The following is a 17,259-nucleotide window of genomic DNA, read 5'->3' on the forward strand; positions in this document are numbered from 1 at the left end:
GCAATGGCACCGAAGAAAAGCACCGCGAAAAAAGTGGATGCCGCCCCGTCCACCATGAAGGAACTCAAGGACACCCTGTGGAAGGCCGCAGACAAGCTGCGTGGCTCCATGGACGCGTCCCAATACAAGGACGTCATTCTGGGCCTGGTGTTCCTCAAGTATGTCTCGGATGCCTTTGACGAGCGGCGCGAGCAGATCCGCGCGGAGCTGGCGGCGGACGGCCTGAACGAGGAGCAGGTGGGCCAGCTGATCGACGACGCCGACGAATACACGGGACGGGGCGTGTTTTGGGTCCCGCCGCGTGCCCGCTGGCCGTACCTGGCGCAGAACGCCAAGGGAACGCAGGCCACCCTGGACGAGCACGCCAAGGGCATTGGCGAGCTGATCGACGACGCCATGGCGTACATCATGGGTGCCAACCCCACGCTGGCCGCCACCCTGCCCATGATCTTCAATAGGGACAATGTGGACCAACGCCGCCTGGGCGAGCTGCTGGACCTGTTCAACTCCGCCAAGTTCACGGGCAACGGCGCCACGAAGGCCCGCGACCTGCTGGGCGAGGTGTATGAATACTTCCTGGAGAAGTTTGCCCGTGCCGAAGGCAAGAGGGGCGGCGAGTTCTACACCCCGGCCGGCGTGGTGCGGGTGCTGGTGCAGGTGCTCCGCCCGGACCACGGCCGTGTGTACGACCCCTGCTGCGGTTCCGGCGGCATGTTTGTCCAGGCCGAGAAGTTCCTGGAGGCCCACCACCGGGAGGGCTCCGAAATCTCCGTCTATGGGCAGGAGCTGAATGAGCGCACCTGGCGGATGGCCAAGATGAACCTGGCCATCCACGGGCTCAACGGCAACCTGGCCTCGCGCTGGGGAGACACCTTTGCCCGGGACCAGCACCCGGACATGCAGGCGGACTTCATTATGGCGAACCCGCCATTCAACATCAAGGACTGGGCCCGGTCTGAGTCCGATCCCCGCTGGAAGTATGGCGTTCCGCCGTCCGGGAACGCGAACTACGCGTGGATCCAGCACATCATTTCCAAGTTGGCTCCGGGCGGTTCGGCGGGCGTGGTCATGGCGAACGGGTCCATGTCTTCGAATTCCGGCGGAGAGGGCGAAATCCGGGCGCAGCTCGTTGAGGCTGATCTGGTGTCCTGCATGATCGCGCTCCCCACGCAGCTGTTCCGCTCCACGGGCATCCCCGTGTGCACCTGGTTCTTCGCGAAGGACAAGACCGTGGGTGCGCACGGTTCCGTGGACAGGACCGGACAGGTGCTGTTCATCGACGCCAGGAACCTGGGCCACATGGTGGACAGGGCCGAGCGTGCTCTGAGTGATGAGGACATCGCACTGATCGCGGACACTTTCCACGCCTGGCGAGGGACACCGGTGGTTGAGCCTGTCGAAACCCCGGTGGTCGAGCCCGCCGAAACCCCGGTGGTCGAGCAGCGAGCTCTGCGAGCGCGTCGAGACCCAGACCTCCCCGAAACCCCGTACGCCGACATCCAGGGCTTCTGCTACTCAGCCACTCTCGCCGAGATCAAGGCCGCCGACTACGCCCTGACCCCCGGCCGTTACGTCGGCGCCGCAGAAGTAGAGGACGACGGCGAGCCGATCGAAGAAAAGATCGCCCGCTTGTCCGCCGAACTCTTCGCCCAATTCGACGAGTCCGACCGTCTGGCCGCAGTCGTCCGTGAGCAGCTGGGGAGGGTTTCATGAGCGACTGGACAGCTTTAGAACTTGGGGCTTCGCTTGAAGCTCTGATCGACAATAGGGGGAAGAACCCACCCTACGAGACTGACGGGGTCCCAACAGTTTCCGGAATGACAGTTAGCCCTGGCGTCCTTGACCTCGCTTCCGCCAGAAGGGTATCGCATGAGACGTGGCAGCAGTGGATGCCTGAACCCACCAAGCGGAATGATGTCGTCCTGACTAGTGAAGCACCGTTGGGGCGTGCCGCATTGGTCCCCACCGATGATCCTTTGGTACTAGCCCAACGCGTGTTCGGTCTCCGCGGAAAACCCGGCATTTTGGATAGCAGATTCTTGTATTACGCGTTCCAAACCGCCGCCGTCAAAGCTGATTTGCAAGGCCGCGCAACGGGTACCACCGTACTGGGTATCAGACAGCCTTCCTTGAAGAAAGTTCAGATTCCGGCACCATGCTACGCCGAACAGCAAGCCATCGCAGAAGTCCTGGGCGCCCTCGACGACAAGATCGCCGCCAACACCAGAATCGCTGCGACAGCTGAACTGTTGGCGGCGTCACTCTACCAAAGAGCGCTCAAAGAGGCTGAATGGTCCAACCTGACCTTCGCCGATTTGGCACAAGTCTCAGGTGGCGGGACACCAAGCACAAAGACGCCGGAATACTGGGATGGCGATATTCCGTGGGCTACCCCGACCGATCTGACCGCTCTTCAAGGCCCATATTTGGAGGCGACGTCGCGAACTATTTCAGCCGACGGCCTATCCGCATGCGCGTCGCCTTTGTACCCGAAAGGCTCGATTCTCATGACGTCGCGGGCTACTATCGGAGCGTTTGCCATTGCGCAATTGCCTACCGCGGTCAACCAGGGATTTATTGTCGTGCAGCCCAACGACCCAGCATTGGACTATTGGATTTTCCATGAAATGCGGAGCCGTGTTGACGAGTTCATTTCGCTGGCGAATGGAGCCACATTCCTGGAGCTCAGCCGAGGAAACTTCAAGAAGTTCAAAGTTAGACTTGCCGCCGACTCCGTCATAACCGGCTTCACTGAACAGGCGAGACCCTTGCATGATTCCGCTCGCATGGCCCTCTTGGAAAATACCAAGCTCGCCGCAACCCGTGACGCCTTGCTCCCCCAGCTGATGTCAGGCAAGCTGCGCGTCAAGGACTTGGAGTCGATCGTCTCCGCGGCAATCTAAGCCCGAGGTTGGCGGTGTTTCGACATCGCCAACCTCCGTAATTAGGCACCCGATCAGCTGCGCCGGATCCGGTCAGCTCAGAAACAGAAATACTAGTGGCACGGGCAATAGCCACCAATTCACGGGTCTTTGCCACACTGTCGCCGGACACGATCCAGGAATGGGGTCGTTGCGAAATATCCGTCAGGGCAGAAGGCTCGCGTTGGGTCAGGCCGGCTGTCTCATACGCAGTTTTTACGCGCCACCCCGTGTGGACATTCTGGTCCGCACCCTACAACTGGGCTACGGTCGAAGCATCCCGGGAGCAAGCCATCTGGACGCATCGTCACTTCTTGGACGGTGGGCAGGCAGCCACATTGTCCATAACTTCCAGCACTAAAAAGGACTAATGCACTTGATTCTGTTACATTAATCAATTCTACATCTAATGAACCTGTTTTCAAGTACATTATCTGGATACGGTGGTTATGTACCAATATCAGGTACATAACCACGGCGTCGAAAGGGTTGCAATGACGAGCACGCCGACAACCACAAGAGTGGGCGCCTCACTACGCGCGCGGCGGATCAGCCTTGGATTGTCACAGTCGGGCCTCTCCGACCAGCTCGGCATTTCCAGGGCGAGGATCAGCGCCATGGAGAATGGAGTATTCGGCAACGCCAGGCTCCTTTTCGAAGTGTCGGAAGCCTTGGGGCTCGACATCTTCCTGCTCGCCCGGGAAGAGAAAGTGGCCCGCGAAATTCGCCACAACCAGGAATCCCAACAAGGCACAACCAGGGGCACCAGGGTCAAGAGGACCAGCCGTGGATGACTTTCTGAATGTCTGGCTGAACGGCGTCCATGTTGCTGCGCTAACGTCCGACGGCCCCGGTGGGGGCGCATCGCTCACGTACACGCCTGAGGCCATCGAGAGGTGGGGGTTGGGATTTCCTCTCCTCTCCGTCCGGCTGCCGGTCTCAGGCGACAGGTACCCCGCAACGATGACCCGCGCCTTCATTGACGGCTTGCTCCCAGAAGACCACATCAGGGCCCTGCTGGCAGATAAGGCCCGAGTCGCCACGGACGACTCCTATGGCCTGCTGCGCGCATACGGCATGGACTGCGCCGGGGCCATACAAGTGCTTGACGCCGAGTCGGAGGCAGCCGCCCGCAACGGCACCATCCGATGGTTGAACGAGACTGAGCTTGCAGACGCCGTCGCCGACCTCCCCTCGGCGCCGCTGGGAGTCTCAGTTACCCCGGGAGTGCGTTCAAGTTTGGGCGGCCTGCAAGGCAAGCTCGTTGTCGTCGTCGACGGCGGCCGTATTGGCTTACCCCTCAATGGGCAACCATCAACACACATCCTCAAACCGGCACGGCTAACCGAAAAAGGACAGGAACGCTGGCCAGGCATAGCCCAGTTGGAGACCTGGGGACTGCGGCTCATTAGAGCGGCCCACGCTGCAGGGGTATCCGCCAATGCAGCCGGTGCGCGCGTGATCAACATTTCTGGCCGGCCTGCAATTCTGGTCAAGCGATTTGATCGTGAAATCAACGCCGCCGGGGACGTCCAACGCATTCACCAAGAGGATTTCGCCCAAGCCCTCGGAATCAAGGAAAAATACCAGCGGGACGACAGCACCCCGCCTCGGCTTATCGACACGGCAGCGTTGCTCGCCAGCCATGCAACGACACCAGCCCAGTCCCTCATTGAGCTATTGGAACTGGTGACCATCAACGCCGCGATCGGCAATTGCGACATGCATGCAAGGAACCTGGCGCTCTTACATCGTGATGGGAAGATCGGGCTGACACCTGCCTATGACGTGGTCCCAACAGCCGTTTGGTCCGACCACGACCGGGAATTGGCACTGCGCATTGGTGACGAGGCATTTCTCGACGACCTTCGGGGCGTTCACCTTGAACGGGAGGCGGTTTCATGGGGCATGCGGCGGCCTGTTGCCAAAAGGACTATCAAGCGCACACTCGACATTCTCACCCAGGAACTGCCCGGCGTCCGGCAGGTTGCTGTTGAAGAAGGGTGGGATCACCCCATGCTGGATGTCGCCACAAGCGATGCACTTGCGCGCGTCGAGCTCTTGCGCTTCCAATAGTCGTACACCGCCCCGGCACCGGATGCACCGGCAGCCAAGGCGGCCGTCGAAAGGAGGGGTTCTCAACTTCAGTCAGAACGAAGCGAGCAGCCTAACGTTCACCTCACCTGGGTCAAAGGCCTTGGGATCCAGCAATTCCCCGGCGGCCAGGCCCAGCCAGTCCCGGTATTCGTCATGCTGCTCATGGCTGGGATCGTTGACCGCTTCCACCATGGACTCCCAACCCCACACGCCGCCGCTGTCCTCGGCCGGCCCGGCACCCCGGCCGCCGGTACAGCGGACGGCGGGGACACCGCCGTCGTACGGAAGGACCTTCTCCAAGGTGACCGTGTGCTGCCAGTCGTCGCCAAAGTCATAGACGTAGGTGATGGCGTCCTTCTCGGCCGAGAGCAGCTCGCCAATCTTCACGGCCGACTCGTCGATGGGCATCGGGTCGCCGAAGTCGAACTCGGGCCCCACCGGCCCATACGCCGTCCCGCCGTAGCCGCCCACCTGGAATTCGTGGAGGTGCGAATCCATCCACCCGAATGACAGCTGCAGGACCTGGTGCATCTGGTCCAGCGTGAGGTCGGAACGCAGCACCAGGCGGCGCCAGATGGGCGGCTTGGACCCCTTGAGCATGACCTTCAGCTGCAACAGCCGGGCAGGGGCACCGGATTTCCGCCGCTTGCGCTTGGCGATCTTCGGCTCGGGCGCCTGCTCCGCAGGCCAGGAGTCGTCGTTAGGGAAACCGGCATGCACGACGGCGAGAATCGACGGCGCCACGGCGGGCGGCACGGCAATGATTCCTTCCATGGTGACCAGGCCCAGCTCGGCCAGCTCGGCCATCCGCTCCTGCAGGAGCCTGGCACCGAACTCATTGACGTCCAGGGCCTCCAGATTGTCCGGGTCAAACAGGGCCGCGGCCGGAACCGGCGCGTTGGCACACGCCGCAAAGAGGACCGAGGCCTGCGCCATGGCCGCCTCCGGAACCCACGGTGCCCATTCCACCTCGCCCACGATGGCGACGGCCAGGAACTTGGTGGTGAAATCGCGCAGCACGGCTAGACGACCGGGGTGGCCGGGCACCAGGAATTCCTCGGCGAGCGGGGTGGGCCAGACCTTGGTGGAGCCGATATCGACGAGCCCGCTTGCATCCAGGGCCACCCAGAACTTGTCCAGCAGCGGGAGCTCCCGCATGGACTTGACCGTGCGGACATGGCCCGGCGGTGCGTGTTCAAGGCTGAAGAACGGCAGCTGCTCGCGCTTGGCGTTGGCTTTGGCACCCCTGGCCGCCACCCCGACGGCGGCTGCGGCCGCCTCGATGTCCTTCAGGCGCAGTGCACCCGTGGACGTGACATCCTTGCCCGAGCCGATCCACGTCAGCAGCGCTTCCATCCTCTGGGCCAGCACGGTCCCTTCGAGGCCGGCCAGTTCCTCCTGCTCCGTCAGGATCGGGAGAGTGACTTGCGGCAGCACCCTTTCCTCCTTCATGTGAAACAGGTCATCCACGGCCTCGAAGTCCTCATCCGTCCCGGTCCAGGCGTCCGTTGCGCTGAGGAATTCCAGATACACGTGAACGGCGTGGAAGGCGAAGCCGGCCCAGTCTTCTTCGTCGTCGGGCTCGGACAGGACCGCCTCCATGGCGAGCCCGAACGGGGCCGGTTCAAAATTGGTGGCCGCCGCTGCGGGCGATGCGTGGAAATAGGCGGCAACAAGACGCTTGACGGGACCCAGCAACACCAGCGCGTCTTCGGCAGGAACGTTCTCCGCCTCCCGGCACCAATCAACAAACGCCGGCGTGATGGCGTCCACGGCGCGGGATGCGCGCAGTTCGCCGACCGACGTCACGTTGCGGTGGGCGGTTTTTGATTTGGGGCGGGTCGTTTTCTTGGCCATCCCACCATGCTTTCACATGGGGCAGGTGGCCGGCTGGCGGCGGGCAAGGAACTTCTGGTTCGGGAAATGGCTGCTGAGGGCTGGGGTGCCAAGATGGTCTTGCGGCTTGCTGCCGATCTTAAGGAAAAGTTTCCTGAGGCACGCGGATACTCATCGCGATACCTACGTTATATGAAGTCGTTTGCCGAGGCCTGGCCCGATCTTCAAGAAGTTGCAAAAGGCTGTTGCAACTTTGCCATGAGGATACAACGTCATGTTGTTGGAGAAGCTCGTTCGCCCCAAAGTGGGACATTGCGGCAATTGTGAAAGCGCAGCTTTCACAATTGCCGTGGTACCACCACATTGCGCTTATGCAGAAGCTCAGCGATCCCGATACCCGCCTCTGGTACGCAGCGGCCGTCGTCGAACATGGCTGGTCCCGCAACGTGCTGGTCCATCAAATCGAAATCCGGCTGCACGAATGTTCCGGACAGGCCATCAGCAATTTCAAGGCCGTTCTCCTGCCGGAGGAGTTCAAATCCAGCCTGCCGAGCATCGAACTCTTGGAGGCGGAACTGCGCGGCGGGTGACTGCTGGCGAGAGCGCAAGCAAGCCTTTAGGGAATGCCTCCGAAGTTATCCTGGAGAATGCTCGGGAGGAAACCCAGCTCGTCCAGCTGCCGGATGATGAACGGCGTGAGCGGCCCGGGTGCCATGACAAGCCGGTAGCTTCGCTTTCCCTCAGCCACCGGTTGGATCAACCTCTTATCGACAAGCCTGCGGATGTGCTGGCTGCGTACCGGTATCGACCCGGGAATGGCCGATTCTAGATCTGATGCCCTGACTTCAGTCAACCTTGCCACTATGTCAAGAGCACTGGCGTCGCGTATCGAATATGCACCGGCGTCCACGCCACGCTTGATGGCCGGTCGAAGTAGGCGGTCCAGGACAAACGACCCATCGCTGAGTCTGTTCAGTTTCTGCAGATCATTGAGCATGCCTTCCAGAAGGTATTGGCACCACCTGATAATGGCATCCGGCTTCAGGGAATCGGCGTCTTCAAGCATTCGATAGTACAAGGACCGGTCCGCACCGAAGACAGTTGTCGGGTTGACCGCCCGATACTTTGTGGTGTCGGTGAAGCCTTGGGACACCATGATCGCGTATGTAAAGAGCCTGCATACCCGCCCATTTCCATTACCAAAAGGGTGTATCCAGACAAATCGGTGATGAGCAATGGCCACTTTGAGCAGGTCATAGCTCCGCTCAACCGGTCGATTCACAAAATCAAGCAGCTCACTCATGTCGCCCTGCACCGCAACCGGCGACGGAGGAGTATGGGCTGATCCGCCGATTGTGACGTCAGTGGTCCGATATGCTCCCGGCGTCCGGTCGCCTTCTCGTTTCAGTCCCAAGACTGCAATCTTGTGAAGTTCCCTGACTAGGCCGTGCGTGATTGGACTGCCGGGCTCAACGACTTGGTCAATAAGGGCGGCCGCCTCCTGAAGCTGGACAATTTCCTTTACCCCTTCAGCCGCCGTTGAGTCGCCCATGCCCGTGTATGTTGCGGCTCCCTCGACAGCATCGACGATGGATGTCCTGTTCCCTTCAATGCGCGCGCTCATGATGCTCGCCATCAGTTGAAACAGCGACTTCAGCTGTAGAAACACGGCTGGATGGGTGGTTCCGCCCCCAAGATCTCCGCGCATCCGTTCCAGATCGATGATTGTTCCAGCCAACGGAGAGCTGAAGGAGAAGTCCGGAAATTCAATGCTCTGCATGCCAAAACCTTAGCATCACAACCTGAACAACTTAGTAAAATACCGAAACTTCCCTTTGTATTCAACGATTATTGGACTATGTGAATCTCTGACAATTAAGTTCCTGGCGCGCCAAGAACTTAGAGGCTTCCCAACTGGAACTGCATCTCTAGAGTTTAGGGTGGCCATCCAAGCTGCTGATAACCCCTCCTACCGGCCCACAACGGCACCGGCTGCACGCTCTGCTGGTACCGTCAACATCAGGTCCAGACTCACGTGGGGAGAACAAACATGGCAGTGGCAGGCACCGGCTTTTCGGAAGCCGACTGGGAGGGCCTTGCCCTCGAACAGCTGGCCGAGCCGCTGGGCTGGCAGCCCATGCGCGGCGAGGCGGTCGCCCCGGGCCGGGATGAGCGCGAATCATGGTCTGAGTTGCTGATCCGTCCCCGCATTCTCGCCGCCCTGCAGAAGCTCAACCCCACGGTCCCCCTGCAGTACCTCAAGCAGGCCCTGGCCGAAATCACCTCCCCCAAATCCAACGACGCCATCACCGAAAACCAGCGCATCCACGCGTACCTGGTCCACGGGTACCGCCTCAGCTACATCGACAGCGACGGCACCGACGTCAACGCCACCGTCCACCTGCTCAGCGCCGACCCGGACCGCAACGACTGGCTCGCCGTCAACCAGGTCACGCTGGTGGCCGGGGACTACAAGCGCCGCTTCGACCTGGTCCTCTACTGCAACGGCATGCCGGTCAGCATCGTGGAACTGAAGAAGGCCGGCAGCGCCAACGCCGACCTCGCCGCCGCCCACGCACAGCTGCAGACGTACCTGCGTGAGTTCCCCATGGCCTTCCGCTTCTGCGTCTTCACCCTGGCCAGCGACGGTATCCAAGCCAAATACGGCACCCCCTTCACCCCGTTCAACCACTTCTCCCCCTGGAACGTGGACGACGACGGCGTCCCCGTCCCGCCGGGATTCACCCTGGACGGGGAAGCCGTCACCGGCATGGAAACAGCCCTGCAGGGCCTCTACAACCAGGACCGCTTCCTGCAACTGCTCAACGACTTCACCGCCTTCGACGAAAACGCGGACGGGCTGAGCAAGCGCATCGCCAAGCCGCACCAGTACTTCGCCGTCACCAAGGCCGTGGGAAACACGGTCCAGGCGGTGGAATCGAACGGGAAGGCCGGCGTCGTCTGGCACACCCAGGGATCCGGCAAGTCCATGGAAATGGAGCTGTACACCAACCGCGTGATCCGCCACCCCCGGCTGAAAAACCCGACGGTGGTGGTCATCACCGACCGCAACGAGCTGGACGGGCAGCTGTACGAGACGTTCGCGCAGAGCCAGCTGCTGCCGGAGGCGCCCCGCCAGATCCGCCGCCGCTCCGAGCTCCGCGAGGAGCTGGGCAACCGCACCACCGGCGGCATCTACTTCACCACGCTGCAAAAGTTTGGCCGCAGCCAGGCCGAAAAGGAGGCGGGCACCGACCACCCGCTGCTGAGCGACCGGCGGAACATCATCGTGGTGGTGGACGAGGCGCACCGCAGCCACTACGACGACCTGGACGGCTACGCCCGGCACCTGCGCGACGCCCTGCCGCACGCCACCCTCATCGCGTTCACAGGCACGCCGATCTCCTTCGAGGACCGCAACACCCGCGACGTCTTTGGCGACTACATCGACATCTACGACCTCACCCGGGCCGTGGACGACGGCGCCACCGTGCCCGTCTATTTCGAGCCGCGCCTGATCAAGGTGGGGCTGGCCGGCTCGGTCACCGAGGAGCAGCTGGATGCGGCCGCGGACGACGCCACCGTGGGCCTGGACCTGACCGAGCGGGCGCGCATCGAGGCGAGCGTCGCCGTCGTCAATGCCGTGTATGGCGCGCCGCAGCGCATCGCCGCGCTGGCCGCGGACCTGGTGGGGCACTGGGAGGGCCGGCGGGCCGCGATGTACAAATTCATTGAGGGGCCGGGCAAGGCCATGATCGTGGGCGGCACCCGGGAGATTTGCGCGAACCTGTACACGGCGATCGTGGAGCTGCGCCCGGACTGGCACTCCGGCGAGCTCGACGGCGGCAAGATCAAGGTGGTCTACTCCGGCGACGCCAGCGATGTGCCCCCGGTGTCGAAGCACGTACGGCGCGACTCGCAAAACGCCGCCATCAAGGCCCGGCTCAAGAACCCCGACGACGAGCTGGAACTGGTGATCGTCAAGGACATGATGCTCACCGGCTTCGACGCCCCGCCGCTGCACACCCTCTACCTGGACCGGCCTCTCAAGGGCGCCCTGCTGATGCAGACCCTGGCTCGGGTGAACCGGACCTTCCGGGGCAAGGAGGACGGGCTGCTGGTGGCCTACGCACCGCTGGCCGACAACCTGGCCAAGGCGCTGGGCGAATACACGCAGTCCGACCAGGCCAACAAGCCGGTGGGCCGCAATGTTGACGAAGCCATTGCGATGACGGTGACGCTGCTGGGGACGCTGGGGCAGCTGCTGTCCGGTTATGACTGGAAAGCGCAGTTAAACAAGGGCGGACCCAAGGCATGGGTCAATGCCGCAACCGGGGCCACCTCCTACCTGCGGTCCCCGTCAACACCGGGAAACGCACCGCAGGACGGCGAGGAAACCCTGGCCTCCAAGTACCGCCGCTACAGCGGGCAGCTGTCACGGGCCTGGGCGCTGTGCTCCGGCTCCACCGCACTCGCCGGGTTGCGGCCGGAGGTGCAAATGTACGAGGAAATCCGCGTCTACATGGCCAAGTTCGATGCCGCCGACCGTCAGGCTTCGGGCCAGCCAATACCCGAGGACATCCAGCGGCTGCTGGGCGACTTGATCGCCGGGGCGACCTCGTCCGGCGAGGTGCTGGACATCTACTCGGCCGCCGGGATGCCCAAGCCGTCGCTGGACGACCTCACGCCCGAGTTCATTGCCAAGACGAAGTCCGCCCGGAACCCGCAACTGGCCATCGAAGCCTTGCGGAAGCTGGTGTCCGAGGAATCCGTGGCCACCACGCGGAACAACATTGTGCGCCAGCGGGCCTTCTCCGAACGCATCACCGAGCTGATGCGCAAGTACACAAACCAGCAGCTCACCTCTGCCGAAGTCATTGCGGAGCTGGTGGAAATGGCGAAGGAAATATCCAAGGAAAGTGACCGGGGCAAGTCCTTCAGCCCGCCCCTGGACCAGGATGAACTGGCCTACTACGACGCCGTCTCCGACAATGAATCCGCCGTCGACGTCATGGGGACGGGGGTCTTGGCGGAGATCGCCCGCCAGTTGGTGGTCGTGATGCGCCGCGACATCCGCACCGACTGGACCGTCCGCGACGACGTCCGGGCCAAGCTGCGATCCTCCATCAAGCGGCTGCTGGTCCGCAACGGCTACCCGCCGGACAAGCAGCCCGAGGCCATCAAGCTGGTCATGGAGCAGATGGAATCCATGGCGCCGCGGTTCGCCGAGGCGCGGGGCTGACGGGGGTTCCTCGGGCTCGACGCGCCTGGTCTCGACGCGCTCGCAGAGCTCGCTGCTCGACCACCGCGCTCAACCAGCGTTCGGCGTCCACCCGATGGCCGGGGCGATGTACTTGGCGATGTTCCCGAGCATCTTGGCGTTGTAGTCCACACCCAGCTGGTTCGGGACGGTCAGCATGAGCGTGTCCGCAGCCTGGACCGCGGCATCCGCGGCCAGGTCCCGGGCAATGTCTTCCGGATCCCCCATGTAGCTCTTGCCAAAGCGCGACAGCAGGCCGTCTATCATGCCCACCTGGTCCTTGTTCTCCGCCTGCGAGCGCAGCCCAAAGTACATCCTGTCGACATCGTCCACCACCGGGATCACGCTGCGGCTGACGGAGACGCGCGGCGTGAAGTCATGGCCCTGCGCAGCCCATTCGTCGCGGAACAGCTGGATCTGCTCGGCCTGGAGCTGGTCAAACGGCACACCCGTGTCCTCCGTCAGCAGCGTGGAGCTCATGAGGTTCATGCCCTGCTGCGCCGCCCAGACGGCCGTGGCGCGGGAGCCAGCTCCCCACCAAATGCGCCGGGACAGCCCGGGCGACTGCGGCTCAATCCGCAGCAGCCGCTCCCCACCCATGTAGGCGTGCTCCCCCGGCTCCGCCACGCCGGTACCCGAAATGGCCTGACGGAACCGGGCGGTGTGCCGCCGGGCCATGTCCGCCGTGCTCTCGCCGTCGTCCGGGAAATAGCCAAAGTCCGCCGCGCCGTTGGCAGCCGGCTCGGGTGAGCCGCGGCTGACGCCCAGCTGCAGCCTGCCACCGCTGATCAGGTCCGTGGCCGCGGCCTGTTCGGCCATGTACAGGGGATTTTCATAACGCATGTCGATGACGCCGGTGCCAATTTCAATCCGGCTGGTGCGCGCAGCAATGGCGGCCATGAGCGGAAACGGCGAGGCCTGCTGGCGGGCAAAGTGGTGGACGCGGAAGAACGCGCCGTCAATGCCGATCTCCTCGGCGGCAACGGCCAGGTCAATGGCCTGCAGCAGCGAATCGGCGGCACTGTTGGTTTGCGAGCCGCGGCCGGTGCCGTAGTGCCCGAAGGAAAGAAAGCCTATGCGTTTCATGTTTGGCACAACACGGCCCGGCACTGGGCTATTCCATGCATTTGCATGGACCCGGCCGGGCTGGTGCTGGTGATCCTAAGGTGATCAGTGCTTCTTGATGATGTGTGAGACGGGATCCGCGGACTCGTCCGCCGATCCCCGGGCCTTCTTCTCGGCCCGCTTGGCCTTGATGGCGTGACCCTTGTCCATCTTCTTGTGGTCGTGGTGGTGTGGCTGTTTGTCAGGCATTGAACGAACGCTCCTCTGCAAATAAAAAACAGTGTTGGTTCGGGCCGTGCGGTCCAAATCGTCCCCTGTTTGAACGTTACGCCCATTTTCCGCACGGCACCACGGGTGGGTTATTCGTCGGACCGCCACGAATTCCACAGCGCCGCATAGGCCCCGTCCTGCGCCAGCAGTTCATCGTGGGAGCCGAGCTCGGTGATCCTGCCCTTTTCGACCACGGCCACCCTGTCGGCGTCGTGGGCCGTGTGCAGCCGGTGCGCAATGGCCACCACCGTGCGCCCCGTCAGCACGGCGCTGAGCGAAAACTCCAGCTCGCGGGCGGCAGCAGGGTCAATGAGCGAGGTGGCCTCGTCCAGGACCAGCGTGTGGGGGTCGGCCAGCACCAGCCGGGCCAGCGCCAGCTCCTGCGCCTGCCCGGGCGTGAGCGTGTGGGCGCCGGACCCCACCTCGGTGGCCAGCCCGTTGGGGAGGGCGCGCACCCAGGCCAGGGAGCCGACGTCGGCCAGGGCAGTTTCCAGTTCGGCGTCAGTTGCGCCGGACTTGCCCAGGCGGAGGTTGTCCGCCAGGGTGCCCACGAAGACGTGGTGCTCCTGGGTCACGAGCGCCACTTCGCCGTGGAGTTCGTCCAGCGGACGGTCCACCAGGGGCACCCCGCCCACGGTGACCGAACCGCCCGTGGGCGGGTGGATCCCGGCAATCAGGCGGCCCAGCGTGGACTTGCCCGCGCCGGACGGACCCACCATGGCCAGCCGCTCGCCCGGCCGCAGCGACAGGTCAACGCCGTGCAGCACGTCGTGGCCCTCTCGGTAGGCGTAGCGGACCTTGTCCACCACCAATGAGTCGTCCGCAGGGACGGCATCCGTGGCGGTGCGGTCACCGGGAACGTCACGGATGCCGACAATGCGGGCCAGCGAGGACGCCCCCACCTGGATTTCGTCAATCCACATGATCAGCGTGTCCACCGGGTCAATCAGCTGCATGGCATAAAGCGCCACCGTGGCCACCATGCCCGGGGTCACCGCCCCGCCCGCGGCCAGCCAGCCGCCCCACAGCAGCACGGCGGCGACGGGCAGCCAGAAGGACAGCTCCGCCACGGGGAACAAGACGCTGCGCAGGCCCAGCGTGTACCTCTCGCGCTCAAAGCAGCCGCATAGCGCCGAGTCAATGCGCGTGCGCCGCAGCGGCCCCAGGCTGAGCGCGTCAACCGTGCGGGCACCCTCAATGGTTTCGGTGATGGCGCCGTTGAGCACCGCGTAGCTTTCCCGCTCGGCGAGGTAGCCGGGCGTGGCGCGCTTGAGGTACCAGCGGGTTACCGGCACCAGCAGCGGCGCCCCCACCAGGAGCGCCAGGGCCAGCACGGGGCTGGTGAACACGGCCGCCGCAACGGTCAGCAGGATGGTGGCCACGGACACCAGCACCTGGGGCACGCCGAAGCGGACGGTATGGGACACGGAGTCGACGTCGTTGGTGGTGCGGGTGACCAGGTCGCCAGTGCCGGCCTTTTCCACCGTGGACAGCGGCAGGCTGGTCACCTGCTCCATGAATTCCTCGCGCAGCTGGGCAAAGACCTTCTCGCCCAGGACCATGCCCGTGCGCCGGGCCCAGCGGGCCAGCAGGGTTTGGACCAGGACAAAGCCGGCCAGCCCCAGCGCCACGGCAGCCACAAAACCGGCCGTGGTTCCGTGGGTGATGGCGTCCACCAGGCGGCCCAGCAGGAACGGACCGGCCAGGCCGGCGACGGCGGCCACCACGTAAAGGCCCACCACCTGGAAGAGCGGCTTGCGGTGTTGGCGCATCAGCCGCAGGCCCTCGGCCCGCACCTGGGCGGACCCGGCCACGGGAAGCAGGTTGCCAGTCATGGGCGCTGCCCTTCTGTTGTCAGGGTTGGCTCTGTTGCCAAGGTTGAATCTGTTGCCAGGGTTGAGGCGGTGCCCAGTGTTTCGCCGTCGTGCATGGGGCCGGAGCCGCCGTGCAGGGGGCCGCCGTCGTGCAGGGGGCCGGAGCCGTCGTGCAGGGGGCCGGAGCCGCCGTGCCCGTCCATGCCCTGCCCTCGGATCACCGTGCCGCGGTACGCCGGGACGGTGTCAAGCAGTTCGCGGTGGGTGCCCTGGGCGCGCAGTTCGCCGCCCTCCAGGAACAGGATGGTGTCCATGGCGCCGAGCATCAGGGGGCTGGCGGTGACCACCACGGTGGTGTTGGCCCCGGCGCCCCGGGAAGCGCGGAGGGCTGCGGCAATGCGGGATTCGGTGTGCGCGTCCACGGCGCTGGTGGGCTCAATGAGCACCAGCACCTCCGCCTCGGTCAGCACGGCGCGGGCCAGTGCCAGGCGCTGGCGCTGGCCGCCGGAAAAACCGCGGCCCTTCTCCGTGACCTCGTCATCAAGCCCGTGTTCCAGGCCGTCAAAGACGTCGTCGGCACTGGCCACCTCGATGGCCGCCATGATCTCCGTGTCGCTGTGGCGCCCGGCGGGATCCAGCTCCTCCCGGAGGGTGCCGGTGAACAGCTGCGGGTCCGCGTCGGAGACCACGATGCGCGAGCGCACGTCCGCAAGCGGAACGTGGTGCAGCACGGCGGACCCCCACCGCACCGTGGCTTCGCGCGGCACTGCGTCCTCAAAGCGCCCCAGCCGCCGGGCCAGCCCGGCCGAATCGTCGGGGTCGGAGGAGACCACGGCCGTGAGCCGGCCGGGCTGGATGACCGCGCCCGTTGCCGTGTCCACCAAAGCGCTGGCTGCCGCCGGCGCCGGGACTGTGGTGCCGCCGTCGTGCACGGCGGACGGGGTGGACAGCACGTCAATGATGCGCCGGGCGCCCACATGGGCGCGGATGAAGCGGGACACTGCGTCGGCGGCGGTGCGGATGGGCGAAACGAGGAAAACGGCGTACCCGTACAGGGCCACCAGCTGCCCGGTTTCAATCTGGCCGGACAGCGCCTGCAGCGCACCAATCCAGGTGAACGCCACGCTGAACACGCCCACCACCAGCACCTGGGCGGCGTCAAGATCGGCCAGCGAGTACGCCACCTTGTTGCCGGCAAGCTGCGTTTCGCGGGACCGCTCGCGGTAGCGCTCCACGAAGATGTGCTCCCCGCCGATGCCGCGCAGCACCCGCAGCCCGGCCACGGTGTCCGCCCCCAGGGCCGTCATTTTCCCGGCGGCCTCGCGCTGTTCCTTCTGCCGTCTCTGCAGCGGGCGGATCACAAACAGCAGCATGGCGCCGCAGAACGGCACGCCCAGCAGCACCACCAGGCCCAGCTGCCATGACGACTGGAAGACCAGCACCGTCACCAGCAGGTAGCCGATGACGGAGCCGGCCAGCCGGGCTGCGACGTCGTAAATTTCGCCGATGCGCATGGCGTCCGAGGCCGCCGTGGACACCACCTCCCCGGTGGAAAACTTTTGCGGCAGGGCGTCGCCGCTGCGGGTCACCTTGTGCCCCACCAGCTGCGCGGAACGGAAGGCGGCCTGCATCCAGCAGCTCACGGCCGTGCGGTGGCGCAGCGTGGCGGACACGGACTGGATGAGCGTGAGGCCCACCAGCAGCACCACCCAATAGGTGAGTCGCGAGAAGTTGCCCGCCACGATCCCCTGGTCCACGGCCTTCCCCAGCACATAGGGCGTCAGGGCCTGGCAGGCAGTCCACACCGAGCCGTACAGCACGCCGGCCGCCAGCGTGCCGCGTTCCTCCCGGGCCAGCCACCACAGGTAGCGGGCCGGGGAGCGGAGGTCAACGGAGCCGGAGCCGGAATAGGGAAATGAACGCACAAGTGCCTTCTAACAAAATGGTGGATTGGCAGGCGGAACAGACGCGATCAAGCACGCCACAGGGGCGGTGC

Annotated in this window: 13 protein-coding genes; 7 read left to right on the forward strand and 6 right to left on the reverse strand. The window is 64.3% G+C overall.

What is annotated here, in order from left to right; all coding sequences use genetic code 11:
- Positions 1–3 precede the first annotated feature (3 nt).
- From G6N77_RS01590 to G6N77_RS01605, 4 genes are all read left to right on the forward strand, one after another.
- Positions 4–1,713, forward strand: a complete 1,710-nt coding sequence (locus G6N77_RS01590; protein ID WP_165180261.1) for a class I SAM-dependent DNA methyltransferase — start codon at positions 4–6, stop codon at positions 1,711–1,713.
- Positions 1,714–1,889: 176 nt separating this feature from the next.
- Positions 1,890–2,903 (forward strand): restriction endonuclease subunit S, encoded by a 1,014-nt coding sequence (locus tag G6N77_RS01595; RefSeq protein WP_165180262.1) that lies wholly within the window; start codon positions 1,890–1,892, stop codon positions 2,901–2,903.
- 512 nt (positions 2,904–3,415) lie between these two features.
- On the forward strand, positions 3,416–3,715 hold the full coding sequence (locus G6N77_RS01600) for a helix-turn-helix domain-containing protein (protein ID WP_240901613.1): 300 nt from the start codon (positions 3,416–3,418) through the stop codon (positions 3,713–3,715).
- Positions 3,708–4,997: a HipA domain-containing protein gene (locus G6N77_RS01605; RefSeq protein WP_165180264.1), complete on the forward strand. Its 1,290-nt coding sequence runs from the start codon at positions 3,708–3,710 to the stop codon at positions 4,995–4,997. Before G6N77_RS01600 ends, G6N77_RS01605 begins: the two co-directional genes overlap by 8 nt.
- 72 nt (positions 4,998–5,069) lie before the next feature.
- Here G6N77_RS01605 and G6N77_RS01610 read toward each other — a convergent pair whose 3' ends face one another.
- Positions 5,070–6,875, reverse strand: a complete 1,806-nt coding sequence (locus G6N77_RS01610) for a plasmid pRiA4b ORF-3 family protein (RefSeq protein ID WP_165180265.1) — start codon at positions 6,873–6,875, stop codon at positions 5,070–5,072.
- Positions 6,876–6,968: 93 nt separating this feature from the next.
- On the opposite strand from G6N77_RS01610, the gene G6N77_RS20080 reads away from it, so the two are divergent.
- Both G6N77_RS20080 and G6N77_RS20085 read left to right on the forward strand, forming a co-directional pair.
- On the forward strand, positions 6,969–7,181 hold the full coding sequence (locus G6N77_RS20080; RefSeq protein WP_276609752.1) for a DUF1016 N-terminal domain-containing protein: 213 nt from the start codon (positions 6,969–6,971) through the stop codon (positions 7,179–7,181).
- On the forward strand, positions 7,178–7,444 hold the full coding sequence (locus G6N77_RS20085) for a DUF1016 N-terminal domain-containing protein (RefSeq protein WP_306987240.1): 267 nt from the start codon (positions 7,178–7,180) through the stop codon (positions 7,442–7,444). The genes G6N77_RS20080 and G6N77_RS20085 overlap by 4 nt, the downstream gene beginning before the upstream one ends.
- Before the next feature lie 26 nt (positions 7,445–7,470).
- Here the strand turns inward: G6N77_RS20085 and G6N77_RS01620 are convergent, their stop codons facing one another.
- A complete protein-coding gene (locus G6N77_RS01620) occupies positions 7,471–8,634 on the reverse strand; it encodes a Fic family protein (RefSeq protein WP_165180266.1) in 1,164 nt (387 codons plus the stop codon).
- Positions 8,635–8,904: 270 nt separating this feature from the next.
- Between G6N77_RS01620 and G6N77_RS01625 the strand changes: the two genes are divergently transcribed.
- Positions 8,905–12,096, forward strand: coding sequence for a type I restriction endonuclease subunit R (locus G6N77_RS01625; protein ID WP_165180267.1), 3,192 nt, complete (start codon positions 8,905–8,907; stop codon positions 12,094–12,096).
- A gap of 69 nt (positions 12,097–12,165) precedes the next feature.
- Here the strand turns inward: G6N77_RS01625 and G6N77_RS01630 are convergent, their stop codons facing one another.
- The 4 genes from G6N77_RS01630 to G6N77_RS01645 form a co-directional block, all read right to left on the reverse strand.
- On the reverse strand, positions 12,166–13,200 hold the full coding sequence (locus tag G6N77_RS01630) for an LLM class flavin-dependent oxidoreductase (protein ID WP_165180268.1): 1,035 nt from the start codon (positions 13,198–13,200) through the stop codon (positions 12,166–12,168).
- Between the two features lie 84 nt (positions 13,201–13,284).
- On the reverse strand, positions 13,285–13,428 hold the full coding sequence (locus G6N77_RS01635) for a hypothetical protein (protein WP_165180269.1): 144 nt from the start codon (positions 13,426–13,428) through the stop codon (positions 13,285–13,287).
- Between the two features lie 110 nt (positions 13,429–13,538).
- On the reverse strand, positions 13,539–15,284 hold the full coding sequence (locus G6N77_RS01640; RefSeq protein ID WP_165180270.1) for an ABC transporter ATP-binding protein: 1,746 nt from the start codon (positions 15,282–15,284) through the stop codon (positions 13,539–13,541).
- Positions 15,281–17,188 (reverse strand): ABC transporter ATP-binding protein, encoded by a 1,908-nt coding sequence (locus tag G6N77_RS01645; RefSeq protein ID WP_165180271.1) that lies wholly within the window; start codon positions 17,186–17,188, stop codon positions 15,281–15,283. The genes G6N77_RS01640 and G6N77_RS01645 overlap by 4 nt, the downstream gene beginning before the upstream one ends.
- Positions 17,189–17,259: the final 71 nt, after the last annotated feature.

It is taken from the genome of Arthrobacter silviterrae (assembly GCF_011045165.1).
Lineage (GTDB): Bacteria > Actinomycetota > Actinomycetes > Actinomycetales > Micrococcaceae > Specibacter > Specibacter silviterrae.

Excerpts from the sequence above, each read along its gene's own strand:
- G6N77_RS01590 (WP_165180261.1), top strand. The coding sequence starts at position 4 with ATGGCACCGAAGAAAAGCACCGCGAAAAAAGTGGATGCCGCCCCGTCC.
- G6N77_RS01595 (WP_165180262.1), top strand. The coding sequence starts at position 1,890 with ATGCCTGAACCCACCAAGCGGAATGATGTCGTCCTGACTAGTGAAGCA.
- G6N77_RS01600 (WP_240901613.1), top strand. The coding sequence starts at position 3,416 with ATGACGAGCACGCCGACAACCACAAGAGTGGGCGCCTCACTACGCGCG.
- G6N77_RS01610 (WP_165180265.1), bottom strand. The coding sequence starts at position 6,875 with ATGGCCAAGAAAACGACCCGCCCCAAATCAAAAACCGCCCACCGCAAC.
- G6N77_RS20080 (WP_276609752.1), top strand. The coding sequence starts at position 6,969 with ATGGTCTTGCGGCTTGCTGCCGATCTTAAGGAAAAGTTTCCTGAGGCA.
- G6N77_RS01620 (WP_165180266.1), bottom strand. The coding sequence starts at position 8,634 with ATGCAGAGCATTGAATTTCCGGACTTCTCCTTCAGCTCTCCGTTGGCT.
- G6N77_RS01625 (WP_165180267.1), top strand. The coding sequence starts at position 8,905 with ATGGCAGTGGCAGGCACCGGCTTTTCGGAAGCCGACTGGGAGGGCCTT.
- G6N77_RS01630 (WP_165180268.1), bottom strand. The coding sequence starts at position 13,200 with ATGAAACGCATAGGCTTTCTTTCCTTCGGGCACTACGGCACCGGCCGC.
- G6N77_RS01635 (WP_165180269.1), bottom strand. The coding sequence starts at position 13,428 with ATGCCTGACAAACAGCCACACCACCACGACCACAAGAAGATGGACAAG.
- G6N77_RS01640 (WP_165180270.1), bottom strand. The coding sequence starts at position 15,284 with ATGACTGGCAACCTGCTTCCCGTGGCCGGGTCCGCCCAGGTGCGGGCC.